The following is a 13,695-nucleotide window of genomic DNA, read 5'->3' as shown; positions in this document are numbered from 1 at the left end:
CTCCTAAACAAAATTCTGGAAGCGCAATTTTCTTGAATTTTCAATCAAGAAAAGCCTATTAAGCCCCCATAGGAACTGAAACTCGCTTTCAGTCTGTCGAAATTTCAAACCGGTTCTAGAAGCGGCGTCCAACAACGTCAAGTTTCGCCGTCCAGATCCGGTCTTCCCGTTACGAGCGGAGTACACATGCCAGAAGTCATTTTCAACGGCCCCTGCCGGACGCCTCGAAGGTCGCTATCAGCCTTCCAAAGAAAAGAATGCTCCAATCGCGCTCATCCTTCATCCGCATCCGCAGTTCGGCGGCACGATGAACAACAAGATCGTCTATGATCTTTTCTACATGTTCCAGCAGCGCGGCTTCACGACGTTGCGCTTCAACTTCCGCGGTATTGGACGCAGCCAGGGCGAATTCGACCACGGTGCGGGCGAACTGTCGGACGCGGCAAGCGCTCTCGACTGGGTGCAGGCGCTTCACCCCGACTCCAAGACGTGCTGGGTCGCCGGTTACTCGTTCGGCGCGTGGATCGGCATGCAGCTTCTGATGCGCCGCCCGGAAATCGAAGGTTTCATTTCTGTCGCCCCGCAGCCGAATACCTATGATTTCTCCTTCCTGGCGCCCTGCCCGTCGTCCGGCCTCATCATCCATGGCGATAACGACAAGGTCGCGCCGCCGAAGGACGTGCAGGCTCTGGTCGACAAGCTGAAGACCCAGAAGGGCATCACGATAACCCAGACCACGATTCCGGGAGCAAACCACTTCTTCACCGGTCAGGGCGATGAACTCATCGAGGATTGCGCCGAATATCTTGATCGCCGTTTGGCTGGCGAACTGGTGGAAGCGCGTCCGAAGCGCCTTCGCTAACAAACGATCCGGCAAGTCGTTTTCCAGATTTGCAGCGTCTCATCCGGCGGGTCTCCCGCCGGATTTTTCATGCGATGCTACGATCGCCGCCAAATGATTCGTCCTTTCATCTCCATCTCACGAGCGTGACATGCCGGTTTATGCTATCCTCGCTATCGCCATCGTGTCCGAAGTCATCGGAACGCTCAGCCTCAAGGCGTCCGAAGGCTTTACCCGGCTGGGACCATCCATGATCGTCATCGTCGCTTATGGACTGGCCTTCTATTTTCTTTCCCTGACGCTGAAGAGCATCCCCGTCGGTATCGCCTATGCGGTATGGTCTGGAATAGGCGTGACGCTCGTGGCCCTGATCGGGTGGCTGCTGTTCGGCCAGAAGCTCGACCTCGCCGCCGTGCTGGGCATGGGATTGATCATTGCCGGTGTCATTGTGCTCAATCTGTTTTCAAGCACCGCACAACACTGAGGCCAACGCCAGTTCCCCCCAATAGATGAAGCCAAATTACCGGTTTCCAATCCGCCAATTCGGGAGTTTCCTTGTTATTGGCGGTTGATTGGTGCTAAAGGCGGACTTATCACATGGGTGTAAGCAGCCGCTTGCGACCAGTTTCAACTTCGCCTTATCAGTCAGGGAAAAGGAATGTCCGGTTTCAAATCCGATTTTCTTCGCACGCTTTCCGAGCGTGGCTTCATTCATCAGATTTCCGATGAAAGTGGCCTCGACGAATTGTTGGCCAAGGAAACCGTGACGGCCTATATCGGCTTCGACCCCACGGCTCCGAGCCTTCATGCAGGCGGACTGATCCAGATCATGATGCTGCACTGGCTCCAGCAGACCGGCCACAGGCCCGTCGCGCTGATGGGCGGCGGCACTGGCATGGTTGGCGACCCGTCCTTCAAGGACGAAGCCCGCAAGCTGATGACAGAGGACACGATTGTCGAGAACATCGCCGGCATAAAGCGTGTCTTCGCCAACTACCTTACCTTTGGTGATGGCCCGACCGACGCCCTGATGGTCAACAATGCCGACTGGCTGCGCAACATCAACTATCTGGAATTCCTGCGCGATGTCGGCCGTCATTTCTCGGTCAATCGCATGCTTTCGTTCGATTCGGTGAAGACGCGCCTCGATCGTGAGCAGTCGCTGTCATTCCTCGAATTCAACTACATGATCCTTCAGGCCTACGATTTCGTGGAACTGAACAAGCGCCACGACATTCGCCTCCAGATGGGCGGTTCGGATCAGTGGGGCAATATCATCAACGGTATCGATCTCGGTCACCGCATGGGAACGCCACAGCTCTACGCCCTCACCTCGCCGCTGCTGACGACGGCATCTGGCCAGAAGATGGGCAAGTCGCTTGGCGGCGCCATCTGGCTGAACGCCGAAATGCTGAGCGCCTATGATTTCTGGCAATACTGGCGCAACACGGAAGATGCGGACGTGGAGCGGTTCCTGAAGCTCTACACGACACTACCGCTGGACGAGATCGCCAAGCTGGCCACTCTTGAAGGTGTTGAAATCAACGAGGCGAAGAAAATCCTCGCGACGGAAGTAACGGCCATGCTGCATGGTCGTGACGCAGCCGAGGAAGCCGCGGAAACGGCGCGCAAGACCTTCGAGGATGGCGAACTGTCGGAAAACCTCCCGACGGTCGGCGTTCACAAGGCAACGTTGAACGGTGGCATCGGTGTTCTGGCGTTGATGGTTCTCGCTGAACTGTGCACGACCAATGGCGAAGCCCGTCGCCATGTGGAAGGCGGCGCGGTGCGCATCAATGACGAGCCGGTCAGTGATCCCCGCATGATGGTCGACGCCGGTGCTCTGAATGATCAAGGCGTCATCAAGCTGTCGCTGGGCAAGAAGCGTCACGTGCTGATCCGTCCAGCATAAGCCTGACGATCATGGAATGAACATAGCCGGGCCTTGCGCCCGGCTTTGTTGTGAGGGGCATCGTTAAAGCGGGAAAGCTTGTCGGCGGATCACCGTTCGTTATATCCGAGCAATTGCTTGGTACGTGCTTCTATGACTTTCGCCCGGCAAGCCGGAAACGAAAGCACCTGTCCTTCACGTCCCCAATCGCCATTCGCGTAGAATTTGCAGGACGCTTCCTTGTAGCTGTTCCAAAGGCGCTGTTCGGCCAGCAAATCAGTCTTTGTCTGCCCATCAGCCTGACCGTAGGTCTTCTTCCATGCCGCGTTCAGCGCACTGTCGGCCCGCTTCACCCAAGCGCCGCCACACTCCGCCCAAGCGGAGTTTGTTCCATCGGACTGTTGAATGCATTTGTCGTAGAGAGAGTCCGCATTCGCATGCACCGCCGGCAGCAAGAAAGCCAGTGTCAGAAAGAGACGTTTCATCGTGCGCAACCTCGTTCAGATCGGTCGTTTTGCGTTAGAACTCGAATATGGAGCGGAATATGCCGGGAGCGATGACTGAAATCGGGTTGACGATCACCTGGGGCTGCTTGGCGCTGCCAGCAAGCTTGTAGGTAATCCCGATTAAGCCACGGTCGCGTCCGTTGCCGAGCAGCGCACCCACGATAGGAAGTTCGCCGAACAGCCGGTTGACGCCGTAAGCTGGCATGAATGTGCCGGTGATGGACATGTTGCCTTGCTGGTCATAGAGCGTTCCCTGGAAGGTCGTACCGACGGCGGGTCCTCGCACCACTCCCTTCGACAGGTTCAGGTAGCCATTGCCCTTTTCGATCAGCGAGAAACCGCGCTCCACGTCAACACGTGATACGTCGATATCGCGTTTTACTGCCTGATTGAGACTTGTGCCCCCATCCGAGGGTGGACTGGAAACGATCTTGGCCAGACGCGGTTCGTTGATAATGGCAAAGTTGCGTGCGTCGATCTGGCCGCGCAAAGGACCGTTGCCCTGTGCTGCAAGCCCGACTGTGATCTTGCCGCCGCGCATCTTGTCATAGAAGTCGAAAAAGCGAAGAACCGCGCCAGCATCGTTCGACTGAAGCGAAATGGAGCGCGCATCGCCCTGATCGTTGTTCGTCGCCACGAATGATTCACCGGATGATGTAACAGCGTTGACCGATACGCCCGAAACCTTGCTGCCAGCACTTTCATAGGAAACATTGACATTGCGCAGCGTTTCGCCGTTAAAGCCCCCGACCTCGTCGATCTGGGCGCTTACAACCACGCGTGGGTTGCTGGATTTGCTGCCGCTTCCGCTTTTTCCCCCAAGGTCCGAGACCTGTTTGATCAGGGCGCGCGCATCAAATTGCGAGCCGCGCACATTGACACGATAGCTGTTGCCGCTCTTCGTCGCCTTGACCGCCAGGCTATCGTTTCTGTTCAGGCGTATCTCGCTGAAATTCGCGGACTGGAAGTCGCCTCTCGCGATCGATAGATCGCCCTTTGCGCCGAAGGCATCCCCGGAAAAAACAAGATTATGGATGTCCATCTTGCTTTTGTCGTCAGGGCTCTGGACCAAATCGAAGGTGGCTTTCGCGGGTATGCCCGCACCCTTGCGCCATCCGAGCCAGGGAAGGTCGATCTGGGTCTTGCCTAGATCGGCCGAAACATGGCGCTTCCCGCCGTCCTCCATTCCGAGGTCAACCGACATCGGGCCGGAGAAGATGGAGTTCAGCCCCGGAAAGACCGCGTTCCGGGTCTTGTCGTCAATATCCAGCCGGACCTTCTGCTCGCGCTTGACCGGACCGGACCGATCGACCGGCTCGACCAGATTGATCTTTGCAGGAACACCGTCGAGCATCGCATCGGCGGTAATATTGGCGGCTGACTGATCGACCTTGATGCTGCCCGTCGCATCGGTGACGGACGAGCCCGCTATCGGCTTCGAAATATCGAGACCTGTAAAGCCAATATCGGCATTCCAGCGAAGTGTGCCGGGCGGTGGGTCCTTGGACACGGCAAAGTTTACTTTGACGCGCGATTTCACATCGCCGGTCACATCGCCGGGCTGAAAAGGCACACTCTTCAGGACGTCGATGGGCTTGTTCCCGGCTATTTCGGCAATGGCCGCCGCTTCGCCGGAGACACCGAGATCCAGTTCGGCGATAACCGGACGTTGCGGCCCCCAGGGAATGATGAGCATACCGTCCGACACATCAACCTTGCGGTTGTTCGGCGTATAGGCCACACCTTTCAAAAGCTTGATCGTCGTATAGGCCCCACGGACCGATATTTCACCCTCGGCGTCCCGCACGGGGGGCAGTTCTCCCACCACATCGAAGCGTGTGTCGACGACCTTGAAATCCGCCTTGATTTCATCGCCCGTCAATGGCGGCGGAAGGCCCGGCCCGTTGAAACGGCCGCCCGCAAGCGAAATATCGATGCGGCTATCCTTGAGCGTTCCCCCGAAAAGGTTTTTCAGCACCCATTCTCGGGCGCCGTCCGCAACATCGATAGGCCAGAGATGCTTGGCGTCGGGCACAGGCATCTTGGGAATGCGCAGCAAGAAGATCATTTCCGGCGAACCAGCCCCGAATGCCATGCTTCCCTGACCAAAGAGCTGACCGTTCTCCGTCTGCACATCGAGATTTGCAAACTGGATGCGTTGCTGATCGGCCATGTAGCGTCCCGCTATCCGTGTTGCGAAGGATAGCGGCGGATCGGTGGATTCCGACGGCATGCTCGTCGCCGAAGTGGTCAGAACCTCAAAGCGATATGCAGGCCCGCCCGTATTGTTTTCGGTTTCCGGCTCCGGTCCAAAAGCACCGTTGAACTGTGCCTGCAAACCGCCAAGCTGCAGGCGGGATGACTTGATCTCGATTTTACGGCTTCCAACCGCATGCTCAAGATTAAGGCGAACACCCCCGCGCACGTCCTCGACCTTGCCAAGTTGCATATCCAGATCATCAATGGCGAGTTCAGTCGTGAGACGTTCGGGCTTGTCGCCATCTGCAGCTGACCCCATCAGGGACAAGCGGGCCGATGCCTCAAGTTCGAAATGGGCCGGATTGACACGGTTGCCGTTTATGAGGGGAGCAACTTCCGGCGGAGAGCCCAGTGCAATGGGAATGTCGCGGATGTTCAGCTCAAAGCCTGCCAGGCTGTTATCGCCTGCATGCTGGTCAATCTTGCCATCCAGCGCAATTTTCTTGCCCTTCCAGATGACGCTGCCGGTAATGCCGATCTTCCCGCCTTCTTCGATCAGGCGGGCCTCCTCGATGTCCAGAACCTGCTGCTCATCGCCAACCTTGAAAGCGACGGTACTGTTGAAGATGCCGATGACATGCGTGTCCTGGGCGCGCAAAAGCTCCAGGCTGCGGCGCATGGCAGCAAAAAGCTCGCCTGAAACCGCGTCGAAATCGAGAATGCCGTTTTCATCGTAAGGCAGCGACTTCCAGAAACCCGGCCCCTCCGTTTCCGGCATTTCAAAGGACACACCATCCACTTCAAGCTGGGCGACGCGCACCTTGCCGGTCAAAAGCGGCAGCGGGGCCAATCCGAGACGCACCGATTTAATTCCGCTGATTTCAACACCCTGCTTTGGATCGGCGATCGACACATCCCGAGCCTCGAGCGCAACATGGCTGTCCTGATCCAGCGACAGCGCCGCACTACCGATGGAGGCCGATGCGCCTTCTCCGAGAATATGCGTCAGGCTTTTCTGCGCTTCGTCACGCAAAAGATTGCTGTCAACGCCGCTGCGAAGGATGACGAAACCGGCGCCCGTGATGAGAACCAGAAGAATGCAGACCGATAAAACTGCATGGGAACAGCGCGACAGAAAAGAGCGGCTCGAACGTGTCGGGCCGGGCAAAAAGCCTCCCTCGCCATCAGCGGCGAGACGCTCGATTCTTTTCATCTCCCGCTTGCTGAAGCGGATCTTCTGCGGTTTCTCTGTCAACAACCCAGCCAGAAAAAGAGTGCCATGCCAAACGATCCCTTAGAATTTACTTTATTAAGTGATCGTAATCACCTGTTTTAAAAGCAGTTTGTTACCTGCGCGACATGCATGAACTGGCAGCCTTGCGCATATCAACTACCGTCACGATGACGCCGCGAATGGTTGCACAAGCCTTGCCTGAATGCGATAGCTCAGACTGTAACAGGTGGTTTCCATCCTAATCCATAAAAGAAAGGCGCAGATATGGCTCATCCCCAAGTTGGCGATCCGGCACCCGATTTCACTCTGCCTTCGGATAATGGCGAAATCTCCCTGTCGTCCCTAAGAGGCAAGCCGGTGGTCATCTACTTTTATCCGAAAGACGACACTTCCGGCTGCACCAAGGAAGCGATTGCCTTCTCCCAACTGAAGCCGGAATTCGACAAGATTGGGGCTCGCGTCATCGGCCTTTCTCCCGACAGCGCGACGAAACACGCGAAATTTCGCAAGAAGCACGACCTGACCGTGGATCTTGCTGCGGATGAAGACCGGGTAGCGCTTGAAGCCTATGGCGTATGGGTGGAAAAAAACATGTACGGCCGCAAATATATGGGCGTTGAACGCACAACGTTCCTGATCGATGCGCAAGGAAAAATCGCTCAGGTCTGGAACAAGGTGAAAGTAGATGGTCATGCCGATGCGGTTCTCGAGGCTGCACGCGCGCTTTGAACGATGACAAAAAAGCCATCTCACGAACAGACGCTGCGCGGCAATGCCATCCGCGCCATATCCGCCAGCGATCTTGACGAAAAGGTCCGGCTGACACGAGAAACTGCCGCCCGTTGGTTTGGCCGCACACTGTCGGTTCGCAGTCCGCTCGATCCGCCCTTGCCCGAGCGTCCCGGACGGCCTGAAAAGCCGGAACTCGTACCTCCGCGGATGCTGAAGAAGCGATCGCTCAACACGGAACACGGGCGCATCGCCTTGATGCACGCCCTCGCCCATATCGAGTTGAACGCCATCGATCTTGCGCTGGACATTGTTGCCCGTTTCGCCGCCAAACCGATACCACGCAGTTTCTTCGACGGCTGGATGAAAGTCGCCGATGATGAAGCCCGGCATTTCACACTGCTGCGCGATCGCCTCAAGTCGTTGGGTGCGGATTACGGTGACATGCCCGCCCATGATGGGCTCTGGCAATCCGCCCACCAGACCCGCAACGATCTCGAAGCCCGTCTCGCTGTTGTACCGCTTATTCTCGAGGCTCGTGGGCTCGATGTGACCCCATCCTTGCTGGAGAAAATGATCGAGACTGGCGATCATGAGACCGCTGCAATTCTGGACGTCATCTACAATGACGAGAAAACGCATGTCGCCGTCGGCGCCAAATGGTTTCGTTTTTTCTGTGCCCGGAACAGAATCGACCCGGTCGCGAGATTTCAGGAGCTGGTGCGTGCAAACTTCCGCGCCGACTTGAAGCCGCCCTTCAACGAACTGGCACGTGCCGAAGCGGGCTTGACCCCGTCCTTTTATCGTTCGCTGTCCCCGGTATCCATCTAGCCCTTATCCCGCCAGTCCCTTCGGTAAAAACAAACCTCGTCGCACGGTCCGCGCAAGCTCCGAATGTAAAGGTCTGTTAACCCTAATAAGTTGTAATCAGGTAAGGGAATCGAGAAGGGGCATGCGGTTGGCATGACTGGGAATCAGGCGAAAACATCCACGAAAAAGGTGTTCGGAGAGCGCAAGGAACCGCCTGTCCTGATCATTGCGCGCGGCGAAAAGATCAGCCATTTCACGTTGCGCCCCTGGATGACAGTTCTTGGCGGCGCGGTTTTTCTCGCTCTCTCAGCAGGGTACCTTGGCGCGACGGCTTACCTGGTGCTTCGCGATGATCTCATGAGTGCCGGCATCGCGCGCCATGCCCGCAACCAGCAGCTTTATGAAGACCGCATTTCAGCGCTTCGCACCGAAGTTGACCGTATCACCAGCCGACAGATGCTGGATCAGCAGGTGATGGAGAACAAGGTTGCTGAACTGATGCAGCGTCAGCAGACATTGAGCGCACGTGACGGCAAACTTGCGCCACTGCTGGAACGGGCTTCGCAATTGCAGCCAATGCCGGAAATGCCTGCGGAAACGGCGCCGGATATTGAGCAGCACAGCCAGTATATCCCCAATGAAGCCCTTGCCGGACGCGATTTCCCCGGCATCGATCCAATCATCACCGGTCCTGTGCCCGGAAAATTGCCGGCTGGAAAGCCTGATCGCCGTGCGGATGCCGGTTCGGCAGGATTGCGCCTTTCTGGCGGGATTTCGGGTGAATCAACGCTTGAAACTTCCGACAAGATACTTGCCACCATCACCCATAACCTTCATCGCATCGAAAGCGAGCAGAATGGCAAGGTGCGAGTGCTGGCCGATGCCGCCTATGAAAAAGCAGACAGCATTCTCGACACTTTGAACGCCGCCGGACTGCGTATCGAAACGCCCGGCAACGCATCTGTGGCGATGGGCGGACCGCTTATCCCGGTTTCGTCGCCCGGCACAGTGGTTAATGATTTCGACATGCAGTTGCGTAATCTCGATAGCGCGCTTGACCGGCTCGATCAGGTCCGCAAGCGTGTGAGCGCCCTTCCCCTTGCCAATCCGGCTCCAGGGAACCCCCTAACCAGCCTGTTCGGCGTGCGCCGTGATCCGTTTCTCGGTACGGCTGCTTTTCATTCCGGCATCGATTTTCGCGCAGCCTACGGCCAGACCGTAAAGTCCACCGCAGCGGGCAAGGTCGTGAAGGCGGGCCGCTTCGGCGGGTATGGCAATATGGTCGAGATCGATCATGGTAACGGCTTCTCGACCCGTTTTGCGCATCTAAGCCGGGTCCTTGTACGCGACGGGCAGCAGGTTGCCGCCGGAGTTGTTGTCGGCGAAGCGGGAAGCTCCGGACGTTCGACCGGCAGCCACCTGCATTATGAAGTCCGTGAAAACGGACGTGCAATCAATCCGGTCAATTTTCTCAAGGTCGGAAAACAGATCGAGCCGTTACTCTGAGTTTCTGCAACGAAAAACCCGGCCGAAGCCGGGTTTTGTTTTCTATGCCGTGCAGATAGTGAGCAATCAATCGATATCGTCGATCAGTTCACCGCCGCCCTGAATACGGTGCGCGAGCGCCGCTTCCATGAACGGCGTGACGGAACCATCCAGCACTTCCTGCGGGTTGGTGCTTTCCACACCGGTGCGCAGGTCCTTGACCAGCTGATAGGGCTGCAGGACGTAGGAGCGAATCTGGTGTCCCCAACCGATATCGGTCTTGGTGGCATTCGCAGCATCCGTCGCCGCTTCGCGCTTTTTCAGTTCCTCTTCATAAAGGCGAGCGCGCAGCATCGACCATGCCTTTTCGCGGTTCTTGTGCTGAGAGCGTTCCGCCTGGCACTGCACCACGATCCCGGTCGCAATATGCGTGATACGCACTGCCGAGTCGGTCGTATTGACGTGCTGGCCGCCAGCACCCGAAGCGCGGTAGGTATCGATGCGAACATCTGCTTCCGTGACCTGCACGTCGATATTGTCATCGATGACAGGATATACCCAGATGCTGGCGAAAGACGTATGGCGACGGGCGTTGGAGTCATAAGGCGAAATACGGACCAGACGATGGACGCCCGATTCGGTCTTCATCATGCCATATGAGTTGTGCCCCTTGACGAGAATGGTCGCGGACTTGATGCCCGCTTCTTCGCCTTCGTGCACTTCCATCACTTCGACCTTGCGGCCATTGCGTTCCGCCCAGCGCGTATACATGCGCAGCAGCATCGACGCCCAGTCCTGGCTTTCGGTGCCACCGGCACCGGCGTGCACTTCGACATAGGTGTCGTTCGCATCGGCTTCGCCCGACAGGAGCATATCGATCTGGCGACGGTCGATCTCTTCCTTCAGTTCGCGGATGGTGTTTTCCGCATCCTGAATGATCGACTTGTCATTTTCTTCCTCGCCCATGGCGATCAGTTCGATGCTGTCGTTCAGCGTCTGGGTCAGATGATTGATGCCATTGATGCTGTCTTCCAGCTGCTGGCGCTCGCGCATCAGCTTCTGGGCCTCCTGGGCATCATTCCAGAGTGTGGGATCTTCAGCTTTCTGGTTGAGATAGCCGAGACGTTTTATCGCCTGATCCCAGTCAAAGATGCCTCCTCAGCAGGCTTATGGCCTGCTGGATTTCGTCAACCAGCGTCTCGATTTCCGCGCGCATGGGCAAATCGTTCCTTCAATATCATTCTATTCAATTGAGAAGCTGAGCCGGTCGTTAAGAGGCCCAGACTTTCGGGCATGGACAGACAGTCCAGGCGCCGCGGACCATAGTGAGCACGCGGCGCAGTGTAAAGGGTAAAGCCCCGTTTTTCCCGGTCAGTAAAGTCCGCCTGATCCTGAGTTGATAGCGCGGGTTGCCTGCGGCGACTGCGGCGCAACCGGAGAACCTTCGCGGAAGGAATCCATGCCGATGACAGAATAGCTGTCTGATGGTCCCGTACCCGGCTTGAAAGCTTCCATAATCACATTCGGATCGCCCTGATTGGCACGCATACCGGTCTTGCGGTTGATAGCGATGACCGTCATGCCCTCAGGCACGCGGAAATCCACTTTCGGCGTTCCGGCCAGAGCCTGCTCCATGAAGGACTTGAACACAGGCGCTGCGAGACCGCCGCCCGTATTGCCACGGCCAAGCGGTGTGGGCGTATCATAGCCCATGAACACGCCGACTACGAGATCGGGCGTGAAACCAACGAACCAAGCGTCCTTCTCATCGTTGGTCGTACCGGTCTTGCCAGCCATCGGGCGGTCGAGGCTCTTCAAAATCTGAGCCGTGCCGCGCTGAACGACGCCTTCCATCATCGAGGTGATCTGATAAGCCGTCATGGGATCGAGTACCTGATCCCGGTTATCGATCAGCGTCGGCTCGTCCTGATTGGCCCAGTCCTGTGCATTGCAGCCTTCGCACTGGCGCGCATCGTGCTTGAACACGGTCTTGCCGTAACGATCCTGAATACGGTCGATCATTGACGGCGTTATGCTCTGGCCGCCATTCGCCATGATGGAATAGGCCGTCACCATGCGCAGAACGGTCGTTTCACCGGCACCAAGCGCCATGGAGAGAACGGGCAGCATCTTGTCGTAGATGCCAAAGCGTTCCGCATATTCAGCGACGAGCTTCATGCCCATGTCCTGCGCGAGACGCACGGTCATGACGTTACGTGACTGTTCGATACCGTAGCGCAGCGTGGACGGGCCCGAGAACTTGCCCGAATAGTTCTTCGGTGCCCAGACGCCCAGCGTACCGCCCTGATTGACTTCCAGCGGGCCGTCCAGAACCACGGAAGCAGGCGTATAGCCATTATCGAGGGCCGCAGCATAGACGAACGGCTTGAACGACGAACCGGGCTGGCGATAGGCCTGCGTTGCGCGGTTGAACTCCGATTCCGCGTAGGAAAAGCCGCCGACCATGGCCAGAACACGGCCTGTGTGCGGGTCCATGGCAACGAGCGCACCTTCGAGCTTCGGCGGCTGCTGGAGACGGAAACGAGATTCGCCGGTCTTGGAGACATAGATAATGTCGCCCGTTTTCAGCACGCCTTCCGGTGATTTGGCGCTGGTGCGCTTGCCACCGATATTCACGATGCGCATCGCCCACTTCATGTCATCGGCCGCGATGAATGCGCGCTTGCGTTCCTTGCTGCGCGAGCCCGATGCCTCAAGCGGCGGCTGCAGACCGATATCTGCGCCAGCGGCGGAAACATTGAGCACGATCGCAAGCTGCCACTCGGGCACATCCGTATAGGACTGCATGTCGCCGAATGCCGTACCCCAGTCGTTGCCAAGTTCGACATTCTTCATGGGGCCACGCCAGCCGCGAGCCTCGTCATAGCGCAGCAGCGCAGCCTGCAAGGACTTGCGCGCCTCGACCTGCAGCGTCGGGTTCAGCGTGGTGCGAACGGAAAGACCGCCTTCATAAAGCGCATCGACACCATATTTCTGGATGATCTGGCGGCGAACTTCTTCGGTGAAATATTCCGAGGCAAACACGTAATGGGCGTCCGAACGCTCCTTCACGCCCAGCGGCTGCTTCTTGGCTTCGGTCGCTTCTTCCGCGGTGATGTAGCCGTTTTCACTCATCCGGTCGATGACCCAGTTGCGGCGCTCGATAGCGCGCTCTGGCTGGCGGAAGGGGTGATAATTGTTCGGGCCCTTCGGCAAGGCGGCAAGATATGCGCTTTCGGCGATGGAAAGTTCGCCGACCGATTTGTCGAAATAAGTCAGAGCCGCGCTGGCAATACCGTAGGAACCAAGGCCGAAGAAGATTTCGTTGAGGTAAAGCTCGAGAATACGGTCCTTGGAATAGGCCTGCTCGATGCGCATCGCGAGGATGGCTTCCTTGATCTTGCGATCATAGGTCTGCTTGGACGTCAGGAGGAAGTTCTTTGCAACCTGCTGCGTGATGGTGGACGCGCCTACCGGACGGCGACCGGACCCCATATTCTTGACGTTCGTCAACATGGCGCGGGCAAGGCCGGCGAAATCAAGACCATGATGCTCATAGAAGGTCTTGTCTTCAGCCGAAACGAAAGCGGCCTTCACGCGGTTCGGCACCGCCTGAATGGGAATATAAAGACGGCGCTCACGGGCAAACTCCGCCATGAGGCTACCATCCGAGGCATGAACGCGCGTCATTACAGGCGGCTCGTATTTTGCGAGCACCTCGTAATCTGGCAGATCCTTCGTGAGACTTCCGACGTAAAGGGCGACGCCACCTGCCACGAGGAGCATCAGCACCGTTCCGATCCCGAAGAAATATCCGATAAGCCTTACCATAAATGCGGAATCCTGCCTTCAGATTATTCACATGATAAGGGTCAAAGCACGAACAGCCAACCCTTTAACCCAATTATGCCATGAGGCAATCACTGGCTTAGTGACCAGCAAATGAGTCAAAGGCAAGATGGTTTACGTGTTTTTACCAATTTAACGCTGCTGCTTTCGC

The 13,695-nt window shown here is 57.1% G+C and carries 9 protein-coding genes and 1 pseudogene; 6 read left to right on the top strand and 4 right to left on the bottom strand.

The features are described from left to right. Positions 1-186 precede the first annotated feature (186 nt). The 3 genes and pseudogenes from OINT_RS05085 to tyrS all read left to right on the top strand — a co-directional run bounded on the left by OINT_RS05085 (position 187) and on the right by tyrS (position 2,753). Positions 187-862, top strand: a pseudogene (locus OINT_RS05085) (alpha/beta hydrolase). Between the two features lie 130 nt (positions 863-992). After that, the gene (locus OINT_RS05080) at positions 993-1,325 is read left to right on the top strand and encodes a DMT family transporter (RefSeq protein ID WP_006466705.1); all 333 of its coding nucleotides are present in this window, start codon (positions 993-995) and stop codon (positions 1,323-1,325) included. 174 nt (positions 1,326-1,499) lie between these two features. Further along, positions 1,500-2,753, top strand: coding sequence for a tyrosine--tRNA ligase (tyrS, locus tag OINT_RS05075; protein ID WP_006466704.1), 1,254 nt, complete (start codon positions 1,500-1,502; stop codon positions 2,751-2,753). 89 nt (positions 2,754-2,842) lie between these two features. On the opposite strand, the gene OINT_RS05070 is transcribed toward tyrS, so the two are convergent. Continuing rightward, positions 2,843-3,217: a lysozyme inhibitor LprI family protein gene (locus tag OINT_RS05070; protein ID WP_039852547.1), complete on the bottom strand. Its 375-nt coding sequence runs from the start codon at positions 3,215-3,217 to the stop codon at positions 2,843-2,845. A 34-nt stretch (positions 3,218-3,251) separates the two neighbouring features. After that, positions 3,252-6,650: an AsmA family protein gene (locus tag OINT_RS05065; RefSeq protein ID WP_039852936.1), complete on the bottom strand. Its 3,399-nt coding sequence runs from the start codon at positions 6,648-6,650 to the stop codon at positions 3,252-3,254. Between the two features lie 285 nt (positions 6,651-6,935). Here OINT_RS05065 and bcp point away from each other — a divergent pair, with 285 nt between their 5' ends. The 3 genes from bcp (at position 6,936) to OINT_RS05050 (ending at position 9,716) form a co-directional block, all read left to right on the top strand. Beyond that, the gene (gene bcp / locus OINT_RS05060) at positions 6,936-7,400 is read left to right on the top strand and encodes a thioredoxin-dependent thiol peroxidase (RefSeq protein WP_006466702.1); all 465 of its coding nucleotides are present in this window, start codon (positions 6,936-6,938) and stop codon (positions 7,398-7,400) included. Between the two features lie 3 nt (positions 7,401-7,403). Continuing rightward, entirely contained in the window at positions 7,404-8,231 is an 828-nt protein-coding gene (locus OINT_RS05055; RefSeq protein ID WP_006466701.1) for a ferritin-like domain-containing protein, read from the top strand. Positions 8,232-8,363: 132 nt separating this feature from the next. Beyond that, complete coding sequence (locus OINT_RS05050) at positions 8,364-9,716, top strand: M23 family metallopeptidase (protein ID WP_006466700.1); 1,353 nt, start codon at positions 8,364-8,366, stop codon at positions 9,714-9,716. A 66-nt stretch (positions 9,717-9,782) separates the two neighbouring features. Here the strand turns inward: OINT_RS05050 and prfB are convergent. Both prfB and OINT_RS05040 read right to left on the bottom strand, forming a co-directional pair. After that, positions 9,783-10,911, bottom strand: a protein-coding gene (gene prfB, locus OINT_RS05045; RefSeq protein ID WP_100647369.1) for a peptide chain release factor 2 whose coding sequence is annotated in 2 segments (ribosomal slippage) — positions 9,783-10,841 and positions 10,843-10,911 — 1,128 coding nt in all. Because the reading frame shifts where the segments join, the coding sequence is not laid out codon by codon here. Positions 10,912-11,066: 155 nt separating this feature from the next. Further along, entirely contained in the window at positions 11,067-13,526 is a 2,460-nt protein-coding gene (locus OINT_RS05040; protein ID WP_006466698.1) for a penicillin-binding protein 1A, read from the bottom strand. Positions 13,527-13,695: the final 169 nt, after the last annotated feature.

This window comes from Brucella intermedia LMG 3301 (assembly GCF_000182645.1).
Taxonomy (GTDB): domain Bacteria; phylum Pseudomonadota; class Alphaproteobacteria; order Rhizobiales; family Rhizobiaceae; genus Brucella; species Brucella intermedia.
The sequence above is the reverse complement of the archived record's forward strand: the minus strand, read 5'-3'. Positions and strand labels throughout refer to the sequence as shown.

Excerpts from the sequence above, each read along its gene's own strand:
- OINT_RS05080 (WP_006466705.1), top strand. The coding sequence starts at position 993 with ATGCCGGTTTATGCTATCCTCGCTATCGCCATCGTGTCCGAAGTCATC.
- tyrS (WP_006466704.1), top strand. The coding sequence starts at position 1,500 with ATGTCCGGTTTCAAATCCGATTTTCTTCGCACGCTTTCCGAGCGTGGC.
- OINT_RS05070 (WP_039852547.1), bottom strand. The coding sequence starts at position 3,217 with ATGAAACGTCTCTTTCTGACACTGGCTTTCTTGCTGCCGGCGGTGCAT.
- OINT_RS05065 (WP_039852936.1), bottom strand. The coding sequence starts at position 6,650 with ATGAAAAGAATCGAGCGTCTCGCCGCTGATGGCGAGGGAGGCTTTTTG.
- bcp (WP_006466702.1), top strand. The coding sequence starts at position 6,936 with ATGGCTCATCCCCAAGTTGGCGATCCGGCACCCGATTTCACTCTGCCT.
- OINT_RS05055 (WP_006466701.1), top strand. The coding sequence starts at position 7,404 with ATGACAAAAAAGCCATCTCACGAACAGACGCTGCGCGGCAATGCCATC.
- OINT_RS05050 (WP_006466700.1), top strand. The coding sequence starts at position 8,364 with ATGACTGGGAATCAGGCGAAAACATCCACGAAAAAGGTGTTCGGAGAG.
- OINT_RS05040 (WP_006466698.1), bottom strand. The coding sequence starts at position 13,526 with ATGGTAAGGCTTATCGGATATTTCTTCGGGATCGGAACGGTGCTGATG.